Origin of the sequence: Ureibacillus sp. FSL W8-0352 (assembly GCF_038004345.1) — a bacterium.
Taxonomy (GTDB): Bacteria; Bacillota; Bacilli; order Bacillales_A; family Planococcaceae; genus Ureibacillus; species Ureibacillus thermosphaericus.
The window spans coordinates 2,671,328-2,697,028 of the sequence record NZ_JBBOQT010000001.1 but is presented as its reverse complement, the minus strand read 5'-3'; the positions used below and the strand labels follow the sequence as shown (position 1 = coordinate 2,697,028).

The 25,701-nt window shown below is 37.7% G+C and carries 34 protein-coding genes and 1 pseudogene; 2 read left to right on the top strand and 33 right to left on the bottom strand.

Features of this window, described 5'->3' with window-relative positions; genetic code table 11:
• Positions 1-41 precede the first annotated feature (41 nt).
• The 26 genes from secY to NST98_RS13450 form a co-directional block, all read right to left on the bottom strand.
• A complete protein-coding gene (gene secY / locus NST98_RS13575) occupies positions 42-1,337 on the bottom strand; it encodes a preprotein translocase subunit SecY (protein WP_340715324.1) in 1,296 nt (431 codons plus the stop codon).
• The gene (gene rplO / locus NST98_RS13570) at positions 1,337-1,777 is read right to left on the bottom strand and encodes a 50S ribosomal protein L15 (RefSeq protein ID WP_016839387.1); all 441 of its coding nucleotides are present in this window, start codon (positions 1,775-1,777) and stop codon (positions 1,337-1,339) included. The genes secY and rplO overlap by 1 nt, the downstream gene beginning before the upstream one ends.
• A gap of 35 nt (positions 1,778-1,812) precedes the next feature.
• The gene (gene rpmD / locus NST98_RS13565; RefSeq protein WP_016839386.1) at positions 1,813-1,995 is read right to left on the bottom strand and encodes a 50S ribosomal protein L30; all 183 of its coding nucleotides are present in this window, start codon (positions 1,993-1,995) and stop codon (positions 1,813-1,815) included.
• A 12-nt stretch (positions 1,996-2,007) separates the two neighbouring features.
• The gene (gene rpsE, locus NST98_RS13560; protein ID WP_016839385.1) at positions 2,008-2,508 is read right to left on the bottom strand and encodes a 30S ribosomal protein S5; all 501 of its coding nucleotides are present in this window, start codon (positions 2,506-2,508) and stop codon (positions 2,008-2,010) included.
• A 21-nt stretch (positions 2,509-2,529) separates the two neighbouring features.
• Positions 2,530-2,889: a 50S ribosomal protein L18 gene (rplR, locus tag NST98_RS13555; protein WP_016839384.1), complete on the bottom strand. Its 360-nt coding sequence runs from the start codon at positions 2,887-2,889 to the stop codon at positions 2,530-2,532.
• A gap of 31 nt (positions 2,890-2,920) precedes the next feature.
• Positions 2,921-3,460, bottom strand: coding sequence for a 50S ribosomal protein L6 (gene rplF, locus NST98_RS13550; protein ID WP_016839383.1), 540 nt, complete (start codon positions 3,458-3,460; stop codon positions 2,921-2,923).
• Between the two features lie 30 nt (positions 3,461-3,490).
• Positions 3,491-3,889 carry a 30S ribosomal protein S8 gene (gene rpsH / locus NST98_RS13545; RefSeq protein WP_096550071.1) on the bottom strand — a complete coding sequence of 133 codons (399 nt, stop codon included), beginning with the start codon at positions 3,887-3,889 and terminating at the stop codon, positions 3,491-3,493.
• 32 nt (positions 3,890-3,921) lie between these two features.
• Positions 3,922-4,107: a type Z 30S ribosomal protein S14 gene (locus NST98_RS13540; RefSeq protein WP_016839381.1), complete on the bottom strand. Its 186-nt coding sequence runs from the start codon at positions 4,105-4,107 to the stop codon at positions 3,922-3,924.
• An 18-nt stretch (positions 4,108-4,125) separates the two neighbouring features.
• The gene (gene rplE, locus NST98_RS13535) at positions 4,126-4,665 is read right to left on the bottom strand and encodes a 50S ribosomal protein L5 (RefSeq protein ID WP_096550070.1); all 540 of its coding nucleotides are present in this window, start codon (positions 4,663-4,665) and stop codon (positions 4,126-4,128) included.
• A 27-nt stretch (positions 4,666-4,692) separates the two neighbouring features.
• Positions 4,693-5,001 (bottom strand): 50S ribosomal protein L24, encoded by a 309-nt coding sequence (rplX, locus tag NST98_RS13530; RefSeq protein WP_016839379.1) that lies wholly within the window; start codon positions 4,999-5,001, stop codon positions 4,693-4,695.
• 37 nt (positions 5,002-5,038) lie between these two features.
• The gene (rplN, locus tag NST98_RS13525) at positions 5,039-5,407 is read right to left on the bottom strand and encodes a 50S ribosomal protein L14 (protein ID WP_016839378.1); all 369 of its coding nucleotides are present in this window, start codon (positions 5,405-5,407) and stop codon (positions 5,039-5,041) included.
• 44 nt (positions 5,408-5,451) lie between these two features.
• Entirely contained in the window at positions 5,452-5,715 is a 264-nt protein-coding gene (rpsQ, locus tag NST98_RS13520) for a 30S ribosomal protein S17 (protein WP_016839377.1), read from the bottom strand.
• Positions 5,716-5,733: 18 nt separating this feature from the next.
• A complete protein-coding gene (gene rpmC / locus NST98_RS13515) occupies positions 5,734-5,934 on the bottom strand; it encodes a 50S ribosomal protein L29 (protein ID WP_016839376.1) in 201 nt (66 codons plus the stop codon).
• Positions 5,924-6,358 (bottom strand): 50S ribosomal protein L16, encoded by a 435-nt coding sequence (gene rplP, locus NST98_RS13510; RefSeq protein ID WP_016839375.1) that lies wholly within the window; start codon positions 6,356-6,358, stop codon positions 5,924-5,926. The genes rpmC and rplP overlap by 11 nt, the downstream gene beginning before the upstream one ends.
• A gap of 2 nt (positions 6,359-6,360) precedes the next feature.
• Positions 6,361-7,017 (bottom strand): 30S ribosomal protein S3, encoded by a 657-nt coding sequence (gene rpsC / locus NST98_RS13505; protein WP_016839374.1) that lies wholly within the window; start codon positions 7,015-7,017, stop codon positions 6,361-6,363.
• Positions 7,018-7,019: 2 nt separating this feature from the next.
• Positions 7,020-7,367 (bottom strand): 50S ribosomal protein L22, encoded by a 348-nt coding sequence (gene rplV / locus NST98_RS13500; RefSeq protein WP_016839373.1) that lies wholly within the window; start codon positions 7,365-7,367, stop codon positions 7,020-7,022.
• A gap of 22 nt (positions 7,368-7,389) precedes the next feature.
• Entirely contained in the window at positions 7,390-7,668 is a 279-nt protein-coding gene (gene rpsS, locus NST98_RS13495; RefSeq protein WP_016839372.1) for a 30S ribosomal protein S19, read from the bottom strand.
• A 60-nt stretch (positions 7,669-7,728) separates the two neighbouring features.
• Positions 7,729-8,559, bottom strand: a complete 831-nt coding sequence (gene rplB, locus NST98_RS13490) for a 50S ribosomal protein L2 (RefSeq protein ID WP_340715323.1) — start codon at positions 8,557-8,559, stop codon at positions 7,729-7,731.
• A gap of 46 nt (positions 8,560-8,605) precedes the next feature.
• Positions 8,606-8,890, bottom strand: a complete 285-nt coding sequence (gene rplW, locus NST98_RS13485; protein WP_016839370.1) for a 50S ribosomal protein L23 — start codon at positions 8,888-8,890, stop codon at positions 8,606-8,608.
• Positions 8,890-9,513, bottom strand: coding sequence for a 50S ribosomal protein L4 (gene rplD, locus NST98_RS13480; protein WP_096550067.1), 624 nt, complete (start codon positions 9,511-9,513; stop codon positions 8,890-8,892). The genes rplW and rplD overlap by 1 nt, the downstream gene beginning before the upstream one ends.
• Before the next feature lie 26 nt (positions 9,514-9,539).
• A complete protein-coding gene (rplC, locus tag NST98_RS13475; RefSeq protein WP_096550066.1) occupies positions 9,540-10,172 on the bottom strand; it encodes a 50S ribosomal protein L3 in 633 nt (210 codons plus the stop codon).
• 41 nt (positions 10,173-10,213) lie between these two features.
• Entirely contained in the window at positions 10,214-10,522 is a 309-nt protein-coding gene (gene rpsJ / locus NST98_RS13470) for a 30S ribosomal protein S10 (protein ID WP_016839367.1), read from the bottom strand.
• 467 nt (positions 10,523-10,989) lie between these two features.
• Positions 10,990-12,957, bottom strand: a complete 1,968-nt coding sequence (locus tag NST98_RS13465) for an ABC transporter permease (protein ID WP_340715745.1) — start codon at positions 12,955-12,957, stop codon at positions 10,990-10,992.
• Positions 12,938-13,702, bottom strand: a complete 765-nt coding sequence (locus NST98_RS13460; protein ID WP_340715322.1) for an ABC transporter ATP-binding protein — start codon at positions 13,700-13,702, stop codon at positions 12,938-12,940. Before NST98_RS13460 ends, NST98_RS13465 begins: the two co-directional genes overlap by 20 nt.
• Before the next feature lie 103 nt (positions 13,703-13,805).
• On the bottom strand, positions 13,806-14,798 hold the full coding sequence (locus NST98_RS13455; RefSeq protein ID WP_340715321.1) for a sensor histidine kinase: 993 nt from the start codon (positions 14,796-14,798) through the stop codon (positions 13,806-13,808).
• Complete coding sequence (locus NST98_RS13450) at positions 14,795-15,472, bottom strand: response regulator transcription factor (protein ID WP_340704682.1); 678 nt, start codon at positions 15,470-15,472, stop codon at positions 14,795-14,797. Before NST98_RS13450 ends, NST98_RS13455 begins: the two co-directional genes overlap by 4 nt.
• A gap of 182 nt (positions 15,473-15,654) precedes the next feature.
• On the opposite strand from NST98_RS13450, the gene NST98_RS13445 reads away from it, so the two are divergent.
• Complete coding sequence (locus tag NST98_RS13445) at positions 15,655-16,779, top strand: IS4 family transposase (RefSeq protein WP_340715320.1); 1,125 nt, start codon at positions 15,655-15,657, stop codon at positions 16,777-16,779.
• Between the two features lie 268 nt (positions 16,780-17,047).
• Complete coding sequence (locus NST98_RS13440) at positions 17,048-17,935, top strand: LysR family transcriptional regulator (RefSeq protein WP_016839362.1); 888 nt, start codon at positions 17,048-17,050, stop codon at positions 17,933-17,935.
• A 54-nt stretch (positions 17,936-17,989) separates the two neighbouring features.
• Here the strand turns inward: NST98_RS13440 and NST98_RS13435 are convergent, their stop codons facing one another.
• The 7 genes and pseudogenes from NST98_RS13435 to NST98_RS13405 form a co-directional block, all read right to left on the bottom strand.
• Entirely contained in the window at positions 17,990-20,173 is a 2,184-nt protein-coding gene (locus NST98_RS13435; RefSeq protein ID WP_340704684.1) for a malate synthase G, read from the bottom strand.
• Between the two features lie 213 nt (positions 20,174-20,386).
• Positions 20,387-20,530 (bottom strand): hypothetical protein, encoded by a 144-nt coding sequence (locus tag NST98_RS13430; RefSeq protein WP_172597779.1) that lies wholly within the window; start codon positions 20,528-20,530, stop codon positions 20,387-20,389.
• A 555-nt stretch (positions 20,531-21,085) separates the two neighbouring features.
• The gene (tnpA, locus tag NST98_RS13425) at positions 21,086-21,571 is read right to left on the bottom strand and encodes an IS200/IS605 family transposase (RefSeq protein ID WP_340715319.1); all 486 of its coding nucleotides are present in this window, start codon (positions 21,569-21,571) and stop codon (positions 21,086-21,088) included.
• Positions 21,572-21,783: 212 nt separating this feature from the next.
• Positions 21,784-22,800, bottom strand: a complete 1,017-nt coding sequence (ltrA, locus tag NST98_RS13420; RefSeq protein WP_340715318.1) for a group II intron reverse transcriptase/maturase — start codon at positions 22,798-22,800, stop codon at positions 21,784-21,786.
• A complete protein-coding gene (gene istB, locus NST98_RS13415; RefSeq protein WP_340715317.1) occupies positions 22,800-23,552 on the bottom strand; it encodes an IS21-like element helper ATPase IstB in 753 nt (250 codons plus the stop codon). Before istB ends, ltrA begins: the two co-directional genes overlap by 1 nt.
• Positions 23,552-25,096, bottom strand: coding sequence for an IS21 family transposase (istA, locus tag NST98_RS13410; protein WP_340715316.1), 1,545 nt, complete (start codon positions 25,094-25,096; stop codon positions 23,552-23,554). Before istA ends, istB begins: the two co-directional genes overlap by 1 nt.
• 108 nt (positions 25,097-25,204) lie before the next feature.
• Positions 25,205-25,405: pseudogene (locus NST98_RS13405) on the bottom strand (group II intron reverse transcriptase/maturase); the annotation flags it as partial.
• Between the last annotated feature and the right edge of the window lie 296 nt (positions 25,406-25,701).

The following is a 25,701-nucleotide window of genomic DNA, read 5'->3' as shown; positions in this document are numbered from 1 at the left end:
AAGTGCTGGCATAGGAAACAATAATGTTTCCTAACCAACATTTATTTCATAAAGCCTTTATAATGACGCTTAACTAGTTGGGCTTCTAATTGTTTCATTGTTTCTAATGCCACACCGACAACGATGATAACACTCGTTCCACCAATTTGAGCGGAAGCCGGTAAATTCATAAAATTAATGAATAAGATTGGCAAAATCGAAACAACAGTCAAAAACAGAGCACCAACAAATGTTAAACGATATAACACTTTTGTTAAGTAGTTTTGTGTATCATTCCCTGGACGAATTCCAGGAATATATGCACCTTGTTTTTTCAGGTTATCTGCAACGCGTTCGGGATTTACTTGAATAAATGCGTAGAAATAAGTAAACGCAATAATTAAAGCAATATAAATAATCATTCCAACAGGTTTAGTATAGTCAAACGTGTTGATAATGAACGTGGTGATTTTGTTCTCACCGAAGAACGCAGCTAAAGTCTGAGGTGTAATGATGAACGCTACTGCGAAGATTACTGGAATAACTCCTGCAGCGTTCACTTTTAAAGGTAAGTGCGTTTGTTGTGCACCAACATTCATTGCTCGACCGGAAACTCTTTTTGCATACTGAATTGGAATCTTACGTAACGCTTGTTGTACGTAAATTACTCCAACAATTATAGCCAACATTATTAATGCAAGAAGTACTAAAAGGACAATGCGGATGAATAGTTGATCCCCTGCACCTTCAATTTGTTGAGCATAAATTTGGTTAACCGTTGTAGGTATTGCAGCGACAATACCAGCAAAGATAATGATTGAAATACCATTACCAACGCCGTGTGCAGTAATTTGCTCACCAAGCCATAACAAAAATGCTGTACCAGCCGTAAGCACTATCGCTATTGTCAAATAAGATAAAACACTAGTATCTGTAATTAATGTTCCACCATATAATTGGTTAAAACCGAACGACATAGCGAAGGCTTGGATGAAAGCTAACACTACAGTAAAGTAGCGGGTAAATTGGGCTAACTTCCGGCGACCTACTTCACCTTGACGTCCCCATTCTGCAAACTTAGGCACGACATCCATTTGTAACAATTGAACAATGATTGAGGCAGTGATATAAGGCATAATTCCCAATGCAAAGATTGAGAAGTTTGCTAATGCACCGCCACCAAACACGTTAAGAAAACCAACTAAGTTAAATTGATCCGTTACTTTTAATACATCTGCATCTACGTTAGGTACAGGGATAAATGTTCCTAAACGAAAGACGATAAGCATTAATAATGTGAAAAAGATTTTATTTCGAATATCACGAACGCGCATAAAGTTTGCGAATGTTTGAAACATTAAATCACCTCAGCTGTTCCGCCGGCGTTCTCGATTGCTTCTTTCGCAGAAGCAGAGAACTTGTGAGCTTTCACGTTAAGCTTTTTATTAAGCGTTCCGTTACCAAGAACCTTAATACCAGCTTTTTCTTTGCTCACGATACCTGTTTCGATTAGTAATGCAGGTGTAACTTCTGCACCATCTTCGAAACGATTTAATGCATCTAGGTTCACGATTGCATATTCTTTACGGTTCACATTTGTAAAACCACGTTTTGGTAAACGGCGGAATAGTGGGTTTTGACCACCTTCAAATCCTGGACGTACACCGCCTCCAGAACGAGCGTTTTGACCTTTTTGACCGCGACCAGATGTTTTACCGTTACCAGAACCGATACCACGACCAACACGGTTACGTTTTTTACGTGAACCTTCTGCTGGTTTAAGTTCATGAAGTTTCATTATAGGTGGCACCTCCTTGTACATTTTATAAATCATTAAATTTCTTTAACTGATACTAAGTGTGACACTTTATTAATCATACCACGAATAGCTGGATTATCTGCATGTTCTACAGTAGAATTAACCTTTTTTAAGCCTAAAGCTTCAACTGTTTTACGTTGTTTTTCATTAGCTCCGATTACAGATCTTTTGAGGGTGATTTCTAATTTGTTAGCCATGATTATCCCCCCTTATCCTAATAGCTCTTCTACTGTTTTACCACGAAGTTTTGCAACTTCTTCAGCACGTTTTAATTGTTTTAATCCCTCAACTGTAGCACGTACCATATTAATTGGTGTGTTAGAACCTAGAGATTTTGAAAGGATATCCGTAATTCCTGCTAACTCAAGTACTGCACGTACTGGTCCACCAGCGATTACTCCAGTACCTTCAGAAGCAGGTTTCATTAAAATTTCTCCTGCACCGAAGTGACCAATTACCTCGTGTGGAATAGTTCCACCTACACGTGGTACTTCGATTAAGTTTTTCTTCGCATCTTCTACAGCTTTACGAATCGCATCTGGTACTTCTTGAGCTTTACCAGTACCAAATCCTACATGACCGTTTTTATCTCCTACTACTACTAAAGCTGAGAAGCGGAAGCGACGTCCACCTTTAACAACTTTCGCAACGCGGTTAATCGTTACAACGCGTTCTTCAAGTTCCAGTTTGCTTGCGTCAATACGACTCATGAAGTATGTCCCTCCTTCTTATTAAAATTGTAAACCGTTTTCGCGTGCAGCATCTGCTAATGCTTTTACACGTCCATGATATAAATAACCACCACGGTCAAATACAACTGTAGTAATATTTTTCTCTAATGCACGTTTTGCGATCAATTCGCCAACTTTTGCTGCAGCATCTTTATTGTTACCAGCACCTTCGAAATCTTTTTCTAATGTTGAAGCACTAACAAGTGTATGTCCTGCAACATCGTCAATGATTTGTGCGTAAATGTTTTTGTTAGAACGGTATACGTTTAAACGTGGACGTTCAGGTGTACCGTGGATTTTTGTACGCACACGTGCATGACGTTTTTTACGAACTTTATTTTTATCTAGTTTCGTAATCACAGTGGTCACTCCTTTCTAAGGATCAAGCTAATTATTTACCTGTTTTACCTTCTTTACGACGTACATATTCGCCTTCGTAACGAATACCTTTACCTTTATATGGTTCAGGTGGACGTACAGCGCGAATGTCAGCTGCGAATGCACCTACACGTTCTTTGTCAATTCCTTTAACAACAACTTTTGTATTTGAAGGAACTTCGATTTCGATACCTGGTTCAGCAGTGAATTCAACAGGATGTGAGTAACCAACGTTTAATACAAGTTTTTTTCCTTGTAATTGAGCACGGTACCCAACCCCAATAAGTTCTAAAGAACGAGAGAATCCTTCAGATACACCTTTCACCATGTTTGCAAGTAACGCACGAGTTGTACCGTGGATTGTACGGTGTTCTTTTGAATCAGAAGGGCGAACAACAGTAATTACGTTGCCTTCTTGCTCGATTTTCATATCTTGATTGAATTGACGAGTTAGTTCGCCTTTCGGCCCTTTTACTGTTACAGTGTTGTCCTCAGCAACTGTTACTGTAACGTTAGCAGGAACTTCGATCGGTTTTTTACCTACACGAGACATTTCATTGCACCTCCATTCACAAATTACTTATTACCAAACGTAAGCTAAAACTTCTCCGCCCACTTTTTTAGCACGTGCTTCTTTATCAGTTAACACGCCTTGAGAAGTTGAAAGAATTGCGATACCTAAGCCGTTTAACACTTTTGGAATTTCGTCAGTTTTCGCATATACGCGTAAACCTGGTTTAGAAATACGTTTTAATCCAGTAATTACACGTTCGTTATTTTTTCCATACTTTAAGAAAATACGGATGATACCTTGTTTGTTGTCATCGATATATTCAACGTCACGGATGAAGCCTTCTCGCTTAAGGATTTCAGCGATTTCCTTTTTAATGTTGGAAGCCGGTACTTCTAACTTTTCGTGACGAACCATGTTCGCATTACGGATGCGAGTTAGCATATCTGCAATTGGATCTGTCATTGTCATATTCTTATTACCTCCTTCCCATTTTTTGGGGATTACCAGCTAGCTTTTTTCACACCAGGAATTTGTCCTTTATATGCAAGTTCACGGAAACAAATACGGCAAAGTTTAAATTTACGATATACAGAGTGTGGACGACCACAGCGCTCACAACGTGTATATTCTTGTACTTTAAACTTAGGTTTACGTTTTTGTTTAACGATCATTGATTTTTTTGCCACGTTTTCGCCCTCCTTTTATTATTTTTGGAACGGCATACCGAATTGTGTCAATAACTCGCGAGCTTCTTCATCAGAGTTCGCTGTCGTTACGATCACGATATCCATACCGCGCACTTTTGAAACTTTATCGTAATCGATTTCAGGGAAAATCAATTGTTCTTTAACACCTAATGTGTAGTTTCCACGACCATCAAATGCTTTTTTAGAAACACCGCGGAAGTCGCGTACACGCGGAAGTGCGATAGAAATTAATTTATCAAGGAAATCATACATACGTTCACCACGTAATGTAACTTTTGCACCAATTGGCATCCCTTCACGTAAACGGAATCCAGCGATTGATTTTTTCGCTCTAGTAACAACAGGTTTTTGACCAGTAATAATAGCTAGTTCTTCAACAGCAGCATCTAATGCTTTAGAGTTTTGTACTGCGTCACCAACACCCATGTTAACTACGATTTTTTCAACTTTTGGAACTTGCATGATTGATTTATATCCAAACTTATTCATTAAAGCAGGAACTACTTCGTTGTTGTATTTTTCTTTTAGGCGGTTCATGTTTGTACCTCCTTTCAAAATTTCTTATTAGTCGATTACTGCACCTGATTTTTTTGCAACACGAACTTTTTTGCCGTTTTCGATTTTATAACCTACACGAGTCGGCTCGCCAGTTTTTGGATCGATTAGCATTACGTTCGAAACGTGGATTGGTGCTTCTTGGCTTACAATACCACCTTGTGGGTTTAATTGATTAGGTTTTACGTGTTTTTTAACGATGTTTACACCTTCAACAATTACCCGATCTTTCTTTGGAAAAGCAGCAAGTACGATACCTTCTTTACCTTTGTCTTTTCCTGTAATAACTTTTACTTTGTCGCCCTTTTTAACATGCATTATGTGTCGCACCTCCTTAATTGGTACTATCAGATAATTAAAGAACTTCTGGAGCTAGGGAAATGATTTTCATAAAGTTGTTATCGCGTAACTCACGTGCAACCGGTCCGAAAATACGAGTACCACGTGGTGACTTATCGTCTCTGATGATAACGCATGCGTTTTCGTCAAATTTAATGTAAGTGCCATCTTTACGGCGAACACCAGATTTAGTACGTACTACAACGGCTTTTACAACGTCACCTTTCTTAACAACGCCTCCTGGTGTTGCTTTCTTAACTGTGCAAACGATAATATCACCGATGTTTGCAGTTTTACGACCAGAACCACCAAGCACTTTAATTGTTAACACTTCACGTGCACCTGAGTTGTCAGCAACTTTTAAACGAGATTCTTGTTGGATCACTTAGGTTACCTCCCTTCGGAATTCGCGTATTTTCCGAATTTCTATTAAATAATAACCGCTTTTTCTACTACTTCTACAAGACGGAAATGCTTTGTAGCTGATAGCGGGCGTGTTTCCATAATGCGTACGATGTCACCGACTTTTGCTTCGTTGTGCTCATCGTGAGCTTTGAATTTTTTAGAATACTTTACACGCTTGCCGTATAATTTGTGTTTTTTATAAGTTTCAACTAGGACAACGATTGTTTTGTCCATTTTGTCTGAAACTACACGGCCAGTGTAAACTTTGCGCTGTTTACGCTCAGTCATATTAGCGGACCTCCTTTATCAGTTATCTCCACTGATTTCTCTTTCACGAATCACAGTTTTCATACGCGCAATCGCTTTACGAACTTCACGAATGCGAGCTGTGTTTTCTAATTGACCAGTCGCCAATTGGAAGCGAAGGTTGAAAAGCTCTTCTTTCAGTGATTTAACTTTTAATTCGATTTCAGAAGTGGCAAGTTCACGGATTTCTTTAGCTTTCATTAGAATCACCACCAGTTTCTTGACGTTTCACAATTTTACATTTCACAGGAAGTTTATGTGATGCCAAACGAAGCGCTTCGCGTGCAACTTCTTCAGAAACACCTGCAACTTCGAACATAACTTTTCCTGGTTTTACTACAGCTACCCAACCTTCTGGAGAACCTTTACCGGAACCCATACGTACCTCAAGAGGTTTTTTCGTATAAGGTTTGTGTGGGAAAATTTTAATCCAAACTTTACCGCCACGTTTCATGTAACGAGTCATCGCAATACGAGCGGCTTCAATTTGACGGTTAGTGATCCAGCTAGCAGTTTGAGCTTGAAGACCCCATTCACCAAATTGTACTTCACGACCGCCTTTTGCTTGACCGCGCATTTTACCGCGATGTTCGCGACGATATTTTACACGTTTTGGCATTAACATAATTATTTTCCTCCTTCCGCAGAGTTTTTCTTCGTAGGAAGGACCTCACCACGATAAATCCATACTTTTACACCTAATTTTCCGTATGTTGTATCTGCTTCTGCGTGAGCGTAATCGATGTCTGCACGAAGCGTATGAAGTGGTACAGTTCCTTCACTATAATGTTCTGCACGTGCGATATCCGCACCGCCTAAACGACCAGATACTTGCGTTTTAATCCCTTTTGCTCCTGCTCGCATAGTGCGTTGAATCGCTTGTTTTTGAGCACGACGGAATGAAACACGATTTTCAAGTTGACGAGCGATATTTTCTGCAACTAATTTTGCATCAAGATCCGCTTTTTTAATTTCAACGATGTTGATGTGCACACGTTTACCAGTGATATCGCTTAAGTATTTACGTAAGTTTTCTACTTCCGTACCACCTTTACCGATTACCATCCCTGGCTTTGCAGTGTGAATCGTAATGTTCACTCGATTTGCAGCACGTTCGATTTCAACTTTGGAAATCGCTGCTTCTTTTAAAGTAGTTTCGATATATTTACGGATTTTGATATCTTCGTGAAGTAATTCAGCGTAGTCTTTTTCAGCGTACCATTTTGACTCCCAATCACGAATGATACCGATTCGCAATCCGTTTGGATGTACTTTTTGACCCAAAATTAACCCTCCTTCTTCTCAGATACCACTACAGTGATGTGGCTTGTGCGTTTATTAATTGCGCTTGCACGTCCTTGCGCACGTGGACGATAACGTTTTAATGTTGGTCCTTCATCAACATAAATTTCAGAAATGTATAAGTTGTTTGGATCTAATTCGTAATTGTGCTCAGCATTTGCAACTGCAGATTTTAATACTTTCTCAACGACTGGAGACGCCGCTTTTGGAGTATGACGTAAAATTGCAACTGCTTCTCCTACTTGCTTGCCTCTAATTAAATCTACTACTAAGCGCACTTTACGAGGGGCAATTCGGACTGTGCGAGCAACGGCTTTAGCTTTTGTTGTCATCAGGATCTACCTCCTCTCAAAATTAGCGTCTTGTTTTTTTGTCATCCGCACCGTGACCTTTATAAGTACGAGTTGGTACGAACTCGCCAAGTTTGTGACCTACCATATCTTCTGTGATGTATACCGGAACATGTTTGCGTCCATCATAAACCGCAATTGTTAATCCGATGAAGTTAGGGAAGATCGTAGAACGGCGAGACCAAGTTTTAATTACTTGTTTTTTGTCTAGACCTTGTTGTGCTTCTACCTTTTTCATTAAATGTTCATCACAAAATGGTCCTTTTTTCAAGCTGCGACCCATTTAGTAACCTCCCTCCGTGATTTCACCACGGCTCTTCGCTCGAACCGTAGCTTTATCACATTATTTTTTACGTCCACGAATAATTAATTTATCAGATTTATTACGTTTCTTACGTGTCTTGTATCCAAGAGCTGGTTTACCCCATGGTGTCATTGGTGATTTGCGACCGATTGGTGCTTTACCTTCACCACCACCGTGTGGGTGATCATTAGGGTTCATTACAGAACCGCGAACTGTAGGGCGTTTACCTAACCAACGAGAACGACCCGCTTTACCGATGTTTACTAATTCGTGAGATTCGTTACCCACTTGACCGATTGTTGCGCGGCAAGTAGCTAATATTAAACGAACTTCACCAGATTGAAGACGTACGATTACGTATTTTCCTTCACGTCCAAGTACTTGCGCAGATGCACCAGCAGAGCGTACTAATTGTCCACCTTTACCTGGTTTTAATTCGATATTGTGAACTGTAGTACCCATTGGGATGTTTGCTAATGGTAAAGCATTACCTACTTTAATATCAGCATCTGGACCAGAAATAATTTCTTGACCTACTTTTAATCCTTTTGGTGCAATAATATAACGTTTTTCACCATCAACATAGTTAATTAATGCGATGTTAGCAGAACGGTTTGGATCGTATTCGATTGTAGCAACGCGTCCTGGAATGCCATCTTTATCACGTTTGAAATCGATGATACGGTATTGGCGTTTATGTCCACCACCGTGATGACGAACAGTAATTTTACCCTGGTTGTTACGACCAGCTTTGCGTTTTAAAGGCGCTAATAATGATTTTTCCGGTTTATCCGTTGTGATTTCCGCAAAGTCAAATGATGTCATGTTACGACGACCATTTGAGGTTGGTTTATACTTTTTAATCGCCATGTTGTTTCCCTCCTTCTTTAAATGTCAAAACGAACACATTTTACAATTAGAAATCGAATAATTCAATTTCTTTGCTATCAGGTGTTAATGTTACGATTGCTTTACGACGTCTGTTTGTTAATCCTTGGAATTTACCTACACGTTTTACTTTGCCTTTGTAGTTCATGATGTTGACTTTAGCCACTTTTACGCCGAAGATTTCTTCTACTGCATCTTTCACTTGTGTTTTGTTCGCACGAAGATCAACTTCGAAAGTGTACTTTTTATCAGCCATCAGTTCAGAAGAACGCTCAGTAATGACAGGACGTTTAATTACATCACGTGCATCCATTATCCAAGCACCTCCTCAACTTTTTCTACTGCAGCTTTCGTGAATACAACTTTGTCATGACCTAATAAATCAAGAACGTTGATTCCAGAAGCTGTTAAAACTGTTACGCCTGGGATGTTACGTGCGGATAATGCCACGTTTTCATCTAATTCAGCTGTAACAAATAATGCTTTTGAATCGATTTTTAAGTTACCTAAAATTTCTTTGAAGTCTTTTGTTTTAGGTGCATCTAATTTCAATGCATCTAACACTAGGAAGTTTTGTTCGTTCACTTTAGCAGATAATGCAGATTTAAGAGCTAAACGACGAACTTTTTTAGGTAATTTATAGCTATAGCTTCTTGGTTGTGGTCCGAATACAGTACCACCACCACGCCATTGTGGAGAACGGATAGATCCTTGACGAGCACGACCTGTTCCTTTTTGGCGCCATGGTTTTCTACCACCACCAGAAACTTCAGAGCGGTTTTTTACTTTATGTGTACCTTGACGTAGAGATGCGCGTTGAGCGATTACTGCGTCGAATAATACTGCTTCGTTTGGTTCGATACCGAAAATCTCATCATTCAATTCGATTTCTCCAACAGAAGCGCCTGTTTGACTAAGTACAGTTACCTTTGTCATTCCTGTTTCCTCCTTTCTTCAAGAAATTAGTTAGATTTTTTAACAGCTGCTTTTACTGTTACTAAAGATTTTTTAGAACCAGGAACATTACCTTTTACTAGTAGTAAGTTACGTTCAGTATCCACTTTAACAATTTGTAAGTTTTGGATAGTTACTGTATCTCCACCAGTTTGACCAGGTAAAGCTTTTTGTTTAAATACTCGGTTTGGAGCAATAGGTCCCATTGAACCTGGACGACGGTGGTAACGAGAACCGTGAGACATTGATCCACGAGATTGGCCATGGCGTTTAATTACACCTTGGAAACCTTTCCCTTTTGTTACTCCTGTTACATCTACCCAATCGCCTTCTGCAAAAATATCTACTTTGACTTCTTGACCAACTTCATACTCATCTAAGTTTACTCCACGAATTTCACGAATGAAGCGCTTAGGAGCAGTATTTGCTTTTGCTACGTGTCCTTTTTCCGGTTTGTTAGCAAGCTTTTCGCGCTTATCTTCGAAACCAAGTTGGATTGCTTCGTAGCCATCGTTTTCAACAGTTTTCTTTTGAAGTACAACGTTTGGAGTTGCTTCAATTACTGTTACTGGTATTAAATCGCCGTTCTCAGCAAAAACTTGCGTCATACCGATTTTTCTACCTAAGATTCCTTTGGTCATTTGTCACACCTCCTGTGATAATTAAAAGTTTTATTTTACTATTAAAGTTTGATTTCGATGTCAACGCCAGACGGTAAATCAAGCTTCATTAACGCATCAACTGTTTGAGGAGTTGGGTTAATGATGTCGATTAAACGTTTGTGAGTGCGCATTTCGAATTGTTCGCGTGAATCTTTATACTTGTGAACAGCTCGAAGGATTGTGTACACAGTTTTTTCCGTTGGTAATGGAATCGGACCTGATACACTTGCGCCTGAACGTTTAGCAGTTTCAACAATTTTTTCAGCGGATTGATCTAATACTCTGTGATCATACGCTTTTAAACGAATACGAATCTTTTGTTTTGCCATTATTTTCCCTCCTTTATCGCCTAATTACTAGACATTCTCCACGGAAATTTCCCACACACTCGCCATGGCAAAGCGGCCGGGTGTGTCGGCAACCTCCCGCTTCATCGCAGTCAAAGACCAACATTCAACATTATATACAATAAAATAGTTGTTAGCAAGTGTTTTCTCGAATTTTATTGGTCTTTCAAATTTTGCACTCCCTAAGCTGTTTTTTAGTATATAGGAGGAGATTATATAAATCAACTCCAATAAAATTCTGAAAATTCCCCGCTATCTACATTAAAATATATATCTGCGCTTTCATAAAATGTTTCCTATTATAAATAGGAACATAGTTTTTAACTATCAAAAATACTTTGCGGCATTCAAGATGAATGCGAAAAAAGTGGTCGGCCAAAATTTTTTGCCAACCACTTGATCATGGAGTCTTAAAATTATTCTCTACCTATTTAATTGTTTCCTAATCTTTATAATGCTTCTTTTACTATTTTTTTATAATACAAAACAGATAATATGCCAAATACCGTGTACATCGCTACATAGAATATGTTGATAATCATCATTGGCGTAGTCATCTCTGAACCAAACAGCCACCAGCCGGATTTCACTGCAAAGTAACTGTGAAAAAGTCCAATCATAAGCGGCATGCCGAAGTTAAACAATTGTTTTACATAAATTCCGCGCATTAACTCACCATTGGAAAATCCGATTTTCCGCAAAATTGTATAGGAATCTCTTTCATCTTCCGCTTCACCCATTTGTTTAAAGTAAAGAATGCTTCCTGTTGTCAATAAAAATGCCAATCCCAAAAATCCTGTTACAAAAATACTCATTCCACTAATAGCTGTATTCTCATCGTAATATTCTTTATAAGTTTTTAGATTTGCATATTGAATGACATTTCTTTCTCTCAAGTTCTTAAATATTATCTCTGCCCTTTCTCGGTCTTTTTCTTTTGCTAAATTAATACCAATTTGAGTTGAAATAGCAGGATTTTGAGCTTTTTCTAATTCATGAAATAATTCATCTTTCACAATCAACACAGGCGAACTACCACTTGCTAACACTGATAGAAAAAATTGATCTTCTCTTACTTCTTTAATAAATAAAGAGTAATTCTTCTCACTTGTTTTTACATTAATTTTCTTTTTGCTTTCCAACGGCAGTAATTTAGATAATACATTTGAGTAGCTTGTCATCATGATTTCCCCATCTTTCAAATGGACATCCGGATTTATTTTTTTGTAATCTGATAGAGGAACGGCAGCTGTTACCACCTCTTGATTGACATTTATATACTCAGCATTTTTTTCATCTAAATTAAATAAATCAGACATTTTAATATTTACGTTAGAAATATGAAAAGTTGTTTTTTCATATTCAATTCCTTCTGCCTTTAGCTGTTCTAAAAATTCATTTCCGTTATTATTAAGTAAGATATAATCAAATGGAGAAGATTGTTTTGCATTGGATTCTGAAGAGTAGTAAGAAATATAAGACAGCGTCATAATCCCGACGGCTAATCCTGTCAACACAGTAATCAATGTAAGAGAACTAGCATTTCCCTTCATGCGGTGCATAATTGTTGTAACACCTAAAACATCTGTTATTTTTAAATGTCCCTTTTTGCTTTTCCGGATTAAGTTCATGATAAGTGCCACGGAATATCGGAAAAATAAATAGGTGCCTAAAATTGTTGAACCAAGAATAAGCAACATATTGACCGACAAGTTGTTTGTTGTGGCACCCTCCACGCTGAACAATCTTGTAGAATCGTAATACCCATATGCAATTAAACCAATTCCTATGATTCCCATAATCATATGGAAAATGCTGAACTTTTTAATTCGTTCATCGGCTATTTTTGCTGCATTAAATAGCGATAACAGCGATGCTTTCCGAATCATAATAAAAATTTGAATCAAGACCACCACTAATAGAAGAGCAAAAATAATGATCGATTTTGAAAAAGCAGTCATGGAAAAAGATAAACTGACAATTGCGTCGTTTAACATTAACTTCATTAAAATCATCGCAAAAAAACGAGAAGTTAAAAATCCCCAAACCATCCCGATTCCTACAGCCAACGTGAACAATACTACATTTTCAATCAATAATAACCGAAAGATCAAACCTTTAGTCATTCCGATTAATTGATATAAGCCAATTTCTTTACTGCGGCGTTTCATAAATAATTGGTTCGCGTAAAGAATAAAAAAAATCAAAATAAAATATAAAACATACGTAATGGATTCAAAACCTGCCGTTGCGGTACCGCTTGCTTCCAACGCCGCGGTAACAGAAGGGTTATATTGTATGGTGATGAACGAAAAGCAAAGGGTCACACTAAAAATTAATGCAAAGAAGTATAAGTAATAATGCTTTATGTTCTTCTTCATACTTTTAAAAACTAAATTAGTTAACGTCATATCCATCACCGCCAAGCACTCTTTGGGTATTCAAAATATCTTGGAAAAACGCCTGTCTCGTTTTATCCCCTTTATAGAGCTCCGTATAAATTTGACCGTCTTTCAAGAACAACACTCGACTACAGAAGCTTGCTGCCACTGCATCGTGGGTCACCATCATGATGGTTGCTCCACTTTCCTTATTGATGTTTTCCAAATTTGTCAGTAATGCCGTCGCCGCTTTAGAATCAAGCGCCCCTGTCGGCTCATCGGCAAAAACGATAGATGGTTCAGTAATAAGAGCTCTTGCAGCAGATGTTCTCTGCTTTTGTCCGCCGGATATTTCATTTGGATATTTACTTAAAATGTCTTTGATTCCTAAATATTCGACGAGCATTGCTAAACGCTTCTCTGCAGCGTTTTTTGATACTTTGCCAACAGATAACGGCAGCAGAATATTCTCTTTTACCGTTAACGTATCAAGCAAATTATAATCTTGAAAGATGAACCCTAAATGTTCCCGGCGAAATTTTGCCAAATCCCGTTCTTTCATCTTTTGTAACGGTTTCCCGTTGATTTCAACAATTCCTTCTGTTGGATAATCTATGGAACAAAGGACATTTAATAAAGTTGTTTTACCCGAACCGGATGGCCCCATGATACCAACGAATTCTCCTTCATGTACTTCCAGGTCAATCCCTTTTAACACTTCTTGTTGTAACGTACGTTTTCCATAGGTTTTTCTTATTTTTCTTGCCACTAAAACAGCCATTTCGTCAACCCCTTGTATTGATTCCTTACTAAATTGTACCCTTTCAGTACCTTACAATCGTTCGATTTTCGTGACAAATAAAAAATGGTAAATGACAATTTTGTCACATACCATAAGATTGAATGTATTGATTTTCAAGAGGAAATTGGATTGTAAAAGTTGTGCCGGCACCCACTTGTGAATCTACCTTCAGCGTAAGCCCAAGTTTTTCAGCCGCTTCCTTTGCCAAGTATAGACCCATCCCTGTCGCAGCGATTGTTTCCCTTCCGATCGTTCCTGTATAGGACCGTTGGAAAATACGGGGCAAGTCTTCAGCTCGAATCCCAACTCCGAAGTCTTGTATATGTAATAATAGATGCCCCTCTTGATTCCGGGTTGTAAATATGTGAATTTCACTATTGTCATGGCTGTACTTCACTGCATTAGAAAAGATTTGGCGAATAATGAACCCAAGCCATTTGGCATCTGTTGTCACGGTCTTTTGCAAATTCTTGGTTTCAACACCAATCCCTTTTTCAATACACCATGAACGAAAATCTTTAATTTGTTGATGAACGACTGTTTCCAAGCAAACCTTTTCCAGCCGGTTATCTTTTTCAATCGTTGAAAGCCTTGTTTCATGGATTTTTTGATCAAGCAACAAAAATATGCGAACCCATTCTTTTTCAATCTTTTCTTTTAACGCATAAGGCTTTACTTGTTCCACGATTAATTTCATGGCAGTCATCGGCGATTTCATTTCATGCACCCACGCCAGCATCTGATCTTGCTGTTCGAGCATTTCCATTTTTATGTGGTGAAGTCTGCAATCTATTTCTTCATATTGTTGTTGGAAATGTTCCATGTACATTTGCTGGAAAGGAGAAAGCAGCTCTTTATTGATTGGTTGCTCATAGATAGCTTTTAGCTGCTTTGTTTCTCTTCCATAACGCCAAATTAAGAAAAGAAGAAAGAATAAAAGATTCATGATGTTTACATATATGATGGATATATTTGATATGCCGCTATCGATGAAAAACAATCCATTCAGCCATATTTGCATAAACAGGAAGAATAAAATCCACGATCTTCTTTCTTTTAAAAATAGTCCAATCATTTTGTCACCGCCATGTAGCCAAGTCCTTTTTTCGTTACAATGGTTTCCGATAAACCAATTTCATCTAATCGCTGTCGCAATCGATTGACATTGACCGTTAACGTATTATCATTCACAAATCGCTCGTCATCCCATAATTTACGCATTAGCTCATCACGAGAAACAATTTTGTCAACAGAAGCTAATAATGTCTTCAAAATAAACAATTCGTTTTTCGTCAATTCTATCACTTTCTCACCGTATTGAATGGTTCCTCTGTCATAATCAATAATTGCACCATTCCATCTCACAACATGTTGCATATTCTCCCCATAATCATAAGTTCTTCTTAATATCGCCTGTACTTTTGCTAGCAATACTTCCATATGAAAAGGTTTTTGCACAAAATCATCCGCCCCCATTTGCATAGCCATTACCATATCCATTGGATGGTCTCTAGATGATAAAAATAGAATTGGCACTTTTGAGATGGCACGAATTTCACGGCACCAATGAAAACCATCAAATGCGGGGAGTTGAATATCAATGATGACTAGATGTGGCTGCACGTTTAAAAAATCATCTAGAACTTGTTGAAAATCTTTTGGTCCTACTACTTCCATCGACCATTGGTTAAAACGTTCCCTTATTGAATTGAAAATGGATTGATCGTCCTCTATTAAAAATATTTTCATCCTTTCATCCTTTCACATACATAAAATTTTTATATTATATTGTAATACACTAGCGTCGCATTAAAATAATTTAACACCTTCAAATAAACCGAACTTTCTGAAATATAATCTAAACACAAAAAAATCCTTTATAATGGTTGGGTGGTAGTAAACCATCCAAATCCAATACAAAGGACAAAACCATGGATAAGTTTACACGAAAAACATCATTTGAACAATGGTTTTCACCGATTAATCGTCCATTATTTGACGACCTAGTGAAAACACATCAATTAAATCACTATACCAAGAAGCTTTATATGGCTTCATTTATGAAACTGCTTTTGTATGCCCAACTCCATGAAACCGAGAGTTTACGGGCGTTGAGTGACGCTGTCTTTTTAGAAGAATTACAACGAGCAACGGGATTGGAATCGATTAGTTTTTCACAGTTAGGGAGACGAATCAACGCCATTCCAACGGTTTTCTTTCAATCGATTTTTCTTGATTTAGTGGCTCAAATTCATGAGAAAACACATTTTCAAAAGCGAAGAAAGCTGACAACGCCACTAAAAATCATTGATTCGAGTACATTACCGCTTAATTTGACCAATCATAAGTGGGCAGAGTTTCGAAAAACAAAATCAGGAGTAAAGCTTCACTTACGACTTGTTTTTATGGAAAAAGGACTCTCCTATCCAGATCAAGCCGTACTCACGAATGCCAACGAACATGATCGTGGTCAACTAGAAGTATTCGTGGATGACAAAGAATGCATGTACGTGTTTGATCGTGGTTACTTGGATTATGGGCGCTTTGATCAAATGACGGAAGATGGCTATTTCTTTGTGACCCGTTTGCGTAAAAACGCTGTTGTCCGAGTGTTAGAATCCTTTTCGTTACCAGAAGATTCACCCGTATTCTCTGATGAAATGGTTGTCATTGGAACACCACAAAATCGTTCTGAAAACGTGTTTCGCTTACTCAAATTGCATGATACAAAAGGAAATGAGCTTCATTTACTGACAAATCGGTTTGACATTGACGCAGATGAAATTGCAGAAATCTACCAATCACGTTGGGCAATCGAACTTTTTTTCAAATGGATGAAACAACATCTGAACATTAAAAAGTTTTTTGGTCACAGTGAACAAGCTGTGCATAATCAAGTGTACGTAGCCATGATAGTGTACTGTCTGAATATTTTAGCTCAGTTGAACACAAATAGCGAACGCAGTTACTTACAAATTAGTCGCTATTTAAAGGCTTCTTTGTGGAAATCCGCTCACATTTGGTTACGAAAAATCGAAGGAAACGGCGTCCCATAAAGGTTTGCCAGTCGTTGTTGCACAAGTCATAGGTTATAGTAAAAAAATGGATGTTTACTACCCTCGCTTAGGTGTTTTCGTTTTTTCTCTAAAGTCCAGAAAAAATAAAACTGAAAATTCAGACATCATTTATGCGACGGTAGTGATTGTAATATATTTTGCACTTTGTTTAAGAAAATCAATTTTATTCTCTTTTTATGAGAAATATGTATGTAAATTAGTATAATGGAACAAAGAACAAATAGTGCGTAAAAAGGAGATGTTTGTAGTGGACATCCGCCAAATCGAGTATTTTACAGAAGTAGCCAAACATTTGAGTTTCACGAAAGCTGCTTCCACTTTACACGTATCACAACCATCCATTAGTAAAGCCATTCAAAATTTAGAAGCCGAGCTTGGTGTACCTTTATTTTACCGCTCTTCAAAACAATTGGAGTTGACGGATGCAGGAAAGGCGGTATTAGCAAATGCACAACATGTATTAGCCGCCTTTAAAAATTTACGTTCAGAATTAACGGATTTAATGGAGTTGAAAAAAGGAGAAATTCGTATTGGAATTCCACCGATTGTAGGTGTGGAGTTTTTTTCAAAATTAATTAGTTTATATAAAGAAAAGTATCCTTATATTGAAATTAAACTAACGGAAGTTGGGACGAAAAAAATTCGGCAAGGGGTAGAAGAAGGAGAATTGGATATAGGACTCATTTGTAATTTATGTGCTCCAAACGATCAATTAGAATCTATTAGTATATTAAAAGATCCGTTAATGTTAATTGTTCATAAAGACCATCCACTTGCTACATTGTCATCCGTTGAAATGTCCCGGTTAGAGAAAGAAGATTTTATTATATATCGCAAAGATTTTACATTGTACGATCGCATTATAGAAGAATGTTCAAAAAATGGGTTCTACCCTACAATAGCTTGTGAATCATCACAGAAAGATTTAATCGTTGAGATGGTGGCTGCTAAAGTAGGGATTGCGTTACTTCCAAAAAAAATATGTGAAAAACTTCAAAATGAAAAAATTGTTTCAATTCCTTTCAAACATGAAAATCTTTTTCTAGAGTTAGGATTGACTTGGAAAAAGAATAAATATTTATCTTTCGCTGTAAGAGAATTTATTGAATTAGCCCAGCAATTTATTACGAAATAAAAAAGACATCCTTCCAAAATGGTTATCTATTTTGGAAGGGATGTCTTTTTATAATTAGTTTGTACTTACAACGCCATATTTTTGTTTCGCTTCAAGGCGTCGCTTATGAAGGATTGGTTCAGTATAACCATTTGGTTGCTCATATCCTTTGAAAATGAGGTCGCAAGCTGCTTGGAAACCAACAGACTCTTCGAAGTTTGGAGCCATTGGGCGATAGTTTGGATCATCAGCATTTTGTTTATCCACCACTACAGCCATACGTTTAAGCGTTTCATACACTTGTTCTTTTGTCACAATTCCATGATGTAGCCAGTTTGCGATATGTTGGCTGGAAATACGAAGTGTTGCACGGTCTTCCATTAATCCAATATCGTTAATGTCTGGTACTTTTGAACATCCAACTCCTTGTTCTACCCAGCGAATTACGTATCCTAAAATTCCTTGACAGTTGTTGTCCAACTCTTCTTGAATTTCTTCTGGGCTCCAGTTTGGATTTTTCTCTACAGGAATTTGAAGAATATCATCTTGTAAATCTTCAAAGTCAGTAATACCTCTTTGAACTTCTTTTACATCTACTAAATGATAGTGGATGGCATGCAACGTTGCAGCTGTTGGTGATGGTACCCAAGCTGTATTGGCTCCTGCTTTTGGATGAGCGATTTTTTGCTCTAGCATTGCAGCCATTAAGTCAGGCATTGCCCACATTCCTTTACCAATTTGGGCACGGCCTTGTAAACCGCAATTTAATCCTACGAATACATTTGATCTTTCATATGCATTTAACCAAACAGAAGATTTCATTTCATTTTTGCGAATCATTGGACCTGCTTCCATTGATGTATGAATTTCATCACCTGTTCTATCTAAGAATCCCGTGTTAATGAAGACAATCCGTTCTTTTACTTCTTTAATGCAATTTTTTAAGTTTAGAGACGTACGACGTTCTTCATCCATTACCCCAACCTTTAATGTGTAACGCTCAAGCCCAATTAAATCTTCAATTCTACCAAATAATTTGTTTGTAAATGCTACTTCTTTTGAACCGTGCATTTTTGGTTTTACAATATAAATAGAGCCTTTTTTCGAATTTTTGTATTTTGTTTTACCTAATATATCAAGTTTAGCAATTAAGCTCGTAATGACACCATCCATAATTCCTTCTGGGATTTCTTCTCCATTTTTATCTAAAATGGCGTTTGTTGTCATTAAGTGACCTACATTGCGGACAAACATTAATGAGCGACCTGGTAATGTAATGTCTTCACCGTTAACCCCTTTATACGTGCGGTCAGGATTTAACGTACGAGTCATTATTTTCGAACCTTTATCAAAAGTAGCTGATAAATCTCCTCTAATTAATCCTAACCAGTTGCTGTATACTTCTACTTTATCTTCTGCATCAACTGCAGCAACAGAGTCCTCACAGTCCATTATTGTCGTCACAGCTGATTCTAAAATAATGTCCTTAATACCAGCCGGATCTGATTTTCCTACAGGATGATTTCGATCGATTACAATTTCAATGTGCAGGTCATTATTCTTTAATAAAACTACAGAAGGTTCTTCTGGCGACCCGTTATACCCCACAGCTTTTGATTCATCCACAAGTCCTGTTTCATTGCCATTTGAAAGTGTAGCAACTAGCTTTCCGTTTACAATCGCATATTTTGTAACATCTAAATGAGTTGCATCTTTTAAAGGAACTGCTTGATCTAAAAACTTCTTCGAATATTCAATTACTTTCTGGCCACGAACTGGATTGTAGCTGTTTCCTTTCTCCGCTCCATCTTCCTCGCTAATGGCATCAGTACCGTATAATGCATCGTAAAGGCTTCCCCAACGAGCATTGGCAGCGTTCAGAGCATAACGTCCATTGTTTACTGGTACAACTAATTGAGGACCAGCTTGAAACGAAATTTCTTCGTCAACGTTTTCAGTTGTAATATGGTAGTCTTCTACTTTCGGTTCAATGTAGCCGATATCTTCAAGGAATTTTTTATATTGATCGAAATGAAAGTGATCTTTATTTTCTTTATGCCAGTTATGAATTGCCTCTTCTAATTCTCTTCGCTTTTCAAGAAGTTCTTTATTTTCCGGCGTTAAGTCATGAATTAATGTATCAAATCCTGCCCAAAATTCATCTTTATTTACTTCTGCATCAGGCAAAACTTGCTCATTTACAAAATCGTATAACACTTTTTCTACTTGTAAATTCCCCACTGTAACGTAATTTGCCATAATACCGCATCCCCCTCAATAATTCGAACAATGATTTTGAAGATTCCAAAATCTCCTTAATAATATTATAAGAGGGAAAGAGCATATAAATGAAATACATATTTTGAATAAACAATATTCACTTTAGCTATAGAAAAAAATCGAGTAGGAGGGAGCGATTAACTCCCGTCCTCTCACACCACCGTACGTACGGTTCCGTATACGGCGGTTCAATTAAGATGATTGACGCAAGTCTTTATAACTTCCGTGAATAGCTGTTCTCTTTATGCCAGTGGTCACTCCACCCTCCAAGAGGTCTCCCACGGGATTCACCGCTTCCTTCCTCAAGTGAGGTACTACGTTTTCTGTGTTCATCATGACTCACTGAATGCCAAGGGCTATTCTCTCTTAATTGTTCGGTCCTTCTTAGTAGTTCTAAACCAACTAATACTATGACCTCTGCTGACTTCTGACGGTTCAGCTACTTATCACTAAGTAGGTTATGAAGCGTACTTCACATATCCGCCAGACCTCCCCGGGTAAGAATGTAATCTTTCCTTCCATCTATCTGCTTCATTTACTCTGTACCACCTTTGGCAGAAAGGACTTTGTTTTGTTTAGCAAACTCATCCAATGATACCTAGCCTTATATGAAGTTCGTGTTCCTCAGACCGGAAGTTTGCCGCTCGCTTCCTTCAGATTCCGCGTCACCACGGACACCCTTGCGTTAAGCTAACTGTTACTTCTGCCTTCACAGTTCGGGACTTACACCCTATAGATTACACCCATGCCAGGCGCACTAATCAAAACCACCCGTGTGAACGGGTGGTTTGTTCTGCGGCTAGAAGCCTTTATTACTGGCCAACCCCTAAAGGGGCATCGAATGGTTCGCCAACCGCACTACTTTTCCAGCTGACCCTTAAAGGGTCTCTTTTATTTTTTCCTCGATTTTCTTTTTATCTCTTCACCTGTAAATGGATCAATAAATTCTTCCATACTGAGTTGATCCGCAATGATATCATCTTGTATTTGATTTTGAATATATTCTTCTATTACCTTTTTATTTCTGCCTACCGTATCCACATAAAATCCTCTACACCAAAATTTTCTGTTTCCATATCGATATTTTAAATGGGCATGTCGATCGAATATCATTAAACTACTTTTTCCTTTTAAATATCCCACGAATGATGAAACACTTAATTTCGGTGGAATACTAACCAACATATGTATGTGGTCTTTACATGCGGTAGCTTCAATAATTTCTACACCTTTTCTTTCACATAGTTGTCTTAATATTTGTCCTATATCTTTCTTTATCTTTCCATAGATTATCTGTCTTCTATATTTTGGTGCAAATACAATGTGATACTTACAATTCCATTTAGTATGTGCTAAACTATTTATGTCAGAAGACATAATAGGTCCCTCCTTGATACTAAAATTTGGTTGGCGAACCAAAATTTATTTTAGCATCAAGTGGGATCTTTTTTAATACCTCGCTATAAGCTATACGGAACCCCCTGCCTAGCAGGGGGTTTTCTTTTTTACATCGAGTAGGAGGGAGCGATTAACTCCCGTCCTCTCACACCACCGTACGTACGGTTCCGTATACGGCGGTTCAATTAAGATCATTGACGCAAGTTTTCATAACGAGCTTCAAGACTTTTCAGCCCTTGGTTTCTCCAATAGGAGTTACCAAGGGTTCTGTGTAATATTGGACTATTTGAAATACGCCAATAACTCTTCCGAGTATTTCCCCATTCATACGCTTGCCATTGTGGTACGCCAAGTTGAATAAGGTTGCGTATCTTTGTTTTCGGTTTCTTCCAGTTCTTCCATAGACACATTCGAAGTCTTCTACGAATCCATTTATCTAATTCAGGGAATATAGATTTGGTGTCTGCTAACGCAAAATATCCACACCATCCCATTAGATATTGATTCAGTTTCTGAATGCGGTATTCCATCGGGTAGGGCATCTTGCGTGATGTGATTTCACGAACTTTATTCTTCATTCGTTTAAGGCTTTCTTTTGCGATACGAACCTTTGGCTCTTTATGATAGGTAAAGCTAAATCCTAGAAACTTACGTTTCCATGGACGGTCGACCGCTGATTTCTTTTCATTTACTTTCAGTCGTAGTTTTCCTTCAATAAATCGCTGGATACTTGCCATTGTGCGAAGTCCTGCTCGTTTACTTTTCACGTAAATGTTACAGTCATCCGCATATCGAACGAATTTGTGTCCTCTTCTTTCCAATTCTTTATCTAGTTCATCTAGTACAATGTTAGATAGTAGCGGACTTAATGGTCCTCCTTGTGGAGTTCCTTCTAATGTGCTTGACACCACACCATTAATCATGACGCCCGATTGTAAATACTTACGAATCAATTTCAGTAATGGTTTATCTTGGATTCTCTTCGCGAGTGTACCCATTAATCTGTCATGGTTGACCTTATCAAAGAATTTCTCCAAGTCCATATCTACAACCCATCGATATCCATCTCTTATATATTCTTTCGCTTTCCTCACCGCATCATGAGCACTTCGGTTTGGTCGAAATCCGTAGCTGTTTTCAGAGAATGTAGGGTCATATGTATTTCGCAAGTTAAATTTGAGCCATTTATTAATTAAAAATTGAGCCACTAAACCTGACTATTTTCCATCCATTCTTTTGTATCTAATATTCGATAAGATGGACCCACCATATCTACCATATAAGCTCTATGTGTTAGTCGGTCTGTTAAAGCTGCTGTTAACACTGGATCATGAAAGACTTCTTCCCAGCGATCAAATGATAAATTACTCGTTATAATGGTTGATGCTCGTCCTGCCCTTAGTGAAAGGTGAGTAAATAATAATTCCGCACCTTCTTTATCAAAAGAAATATAACCAAGTTCATCGATGATTACTAAATCATACTTTTCAAACTTCAATTCAAAAGAACGTAATGTTCTTTCAGAACGGCTTTCCTTTAATTGATTGACTAGGGACGAAACTGTGGTGAAATATACCTTATACCCTGCTAAACAGGCTTCAATACCTAAACCAATCGCAATATGAGTTTTACCTGTACCTGGCGATCCAATTAATAAGACGTTTTGTTTTTCTTGAATAAAATCTAATTTTTTTAAATGTGGGAGGCGAGAGGCCGCATTTTGCGGTAATCTCTCAGTCTCTAATTCAGTTAATAATTTCTTTTCTGGAAAATTTGCTAAACGGATCCGATTTGCTTTTGCTCGTACTTCTCGATCCTGCATTTCTTGCACGAGTGCGTGATATAAAAAATCCTCTGCTGTCTGATGTTGTTTCCACATATCATCTTCTTGAATAAATGAGCGAATGCTTGGCAATCGCAGTTCTTTACACATCTCAATCATTTCTTGTCGCTTATCCATTAATGAAGCACCCCTGTCTTTTTCATCTCAAATAAAGCCGTTATGGCTGAAAGGTTTTCAAGAGATTGGGTGGTGACCTCATTTTTGGACTGCACAGTTTTATGAATAGGTTCTGCTTGATTGGCTAAGAAAATAATCTTCTCTGTTGTTATTTGAACCGTATGGTTCTTCTGAAGTTGTTCAATTGCCGCTAAGACCTTTTCTAAATTGCTATGCTCTTTTAAATAGATAAGTAACTCTAGAAAATCTCGTTCATTTCCAATATAATAGTCATTGTAGATATTTTTTATTTTTGTTGGTGCTTGACTCAAACATTCACTTTGAGCTAATGCACCTTTTTTCTTTTTAAAGGTGTGTAAATAATGATAGATATCCATAATCCACTGGTGGCTCTGCCAACAACGTTTGTGGGTTGCGATACATGCATCATTACTGAAAATCATTAATTTTTCTGCACTTACTTTCACTTTTACCCATTCTCCAACATGTCCCTCTGGTACAGAATAATGATTTTGTCTGAAGGTAATCGTGCTGTATTTGTCTACCCTAAACTCATGTAATTCAGATGCATCAAATGGGATAATATCTGCACTTGTTGCTTTAGTTACACGTTCTTCTAACATTAATTCATGATGTGTTTTCTTTTTCTTATAATGAGGACGTAAATTTAATTTCATGACGATTTCTGTAAGATAAGTTTGGGCTTCTTCTAAACTCGCAAATGTATCTCGATGGGCAAATGCTTTACGGCGAATATACTCTACACTTCGCTCCACATGCCCCTTTTGATTACCTTTACGTGGCTCACATAATCGAATTTTAAAGTGATAATGCATCGATAAATTCTTCATCCCATCCGTAATCTCACGTTCAGTTCCGATAAATCGCTTTACCACTGTTCGCATATTATCGTAAGTAAATACCTCTGGTACAAAGCCTAAGTAGTTAATACATTTTACATGTGCATCTTGTACGCAAACCATTGTTTCAGATTCATATAACAATGCAAATCGATCATTACTATAAGGGAGGGTAAAGACCGCCATTGAAAAAGAACGACGTGTTTGATTAATCGTTAACTTAACTTCTCCCCAGTCAAATTCAATCTCATGACCAGCAGTTGCCTTTTGACGAATATAGACTTCTTGTAGACGTTTTACCTCACTATTTACAAAATTTCTAACAGTGGTGTAACTAATTTTAAAACCTTCATCTAGTAACTTTTCATGAATATCAATTATTTTTAGTTGTTGCTTGTGCATTTGATGTTGTCGTTTGTATTCGTTTTCTTTTAACATTTTTCGAATACGTTTCATCACCGTCTGTGTTAAAGCACGTTTATTTCCTTTTCGTTTTTTATACGACGGAGGCGTTACATAGTTATCTGTAACAGGTAACTCTCGAATATCTTGCTTTCTTTTTTCAAGATCCTCTTGAATGTACTTTTTAACAGTATTTCTAGAAATCCCAAGCTCCTTCGCAATTTGACGTTGACTTTTATTTTCTTGATGAAAGCCAATTAACACTTTCTGTTTCTTTTCCAATGAAATCACCTCTATACGCTCCTAACTCTATAAAGTTAGGATTATTTTCATATAAAGTGGCTCACTTTTCAATTGCGATGGTGGCTCAGTTTTAGCTTATCAAATACAGTCATACACTTTTGAAAGTACTTGGGCGATTGCTTGTTGAATCAAACGGTCTGTTACGGTAGGGATTCCTAGTAAACGAACACCGCCGTCAGGTTTCGGGATTTCGACTCTGCGGACTGGCATTGGTTCATAAGTTCCCTTGAGAATTGCCTCCTTAATAGATAGCCAGTTTTCGACTATGTGCTGTCGTAAGTTTGCTATTATACCTGTAAAGTTTACACATTAAAGCGCCCATAAGATGAGCATAATAAATATAAAATGTGGGAATTTATTGGGTTTATTAAAAAGCCACAGCGTAGCTGCAATGCCATTGACACCTACCACGATTCTTAGTACTTGGTGGATGGGGTCGGGGCCCCGCCAACAAGTACTTAGAATCGATTTGTCCGTAGTACAATGACAAACGGAGTGAGCGCAAGGAGCTATTTTTTGAGATCATCTGCAATCTACAATCACTACGGACAATCAGGTAGGTGTCAATGGTGGCGTACTTCGTA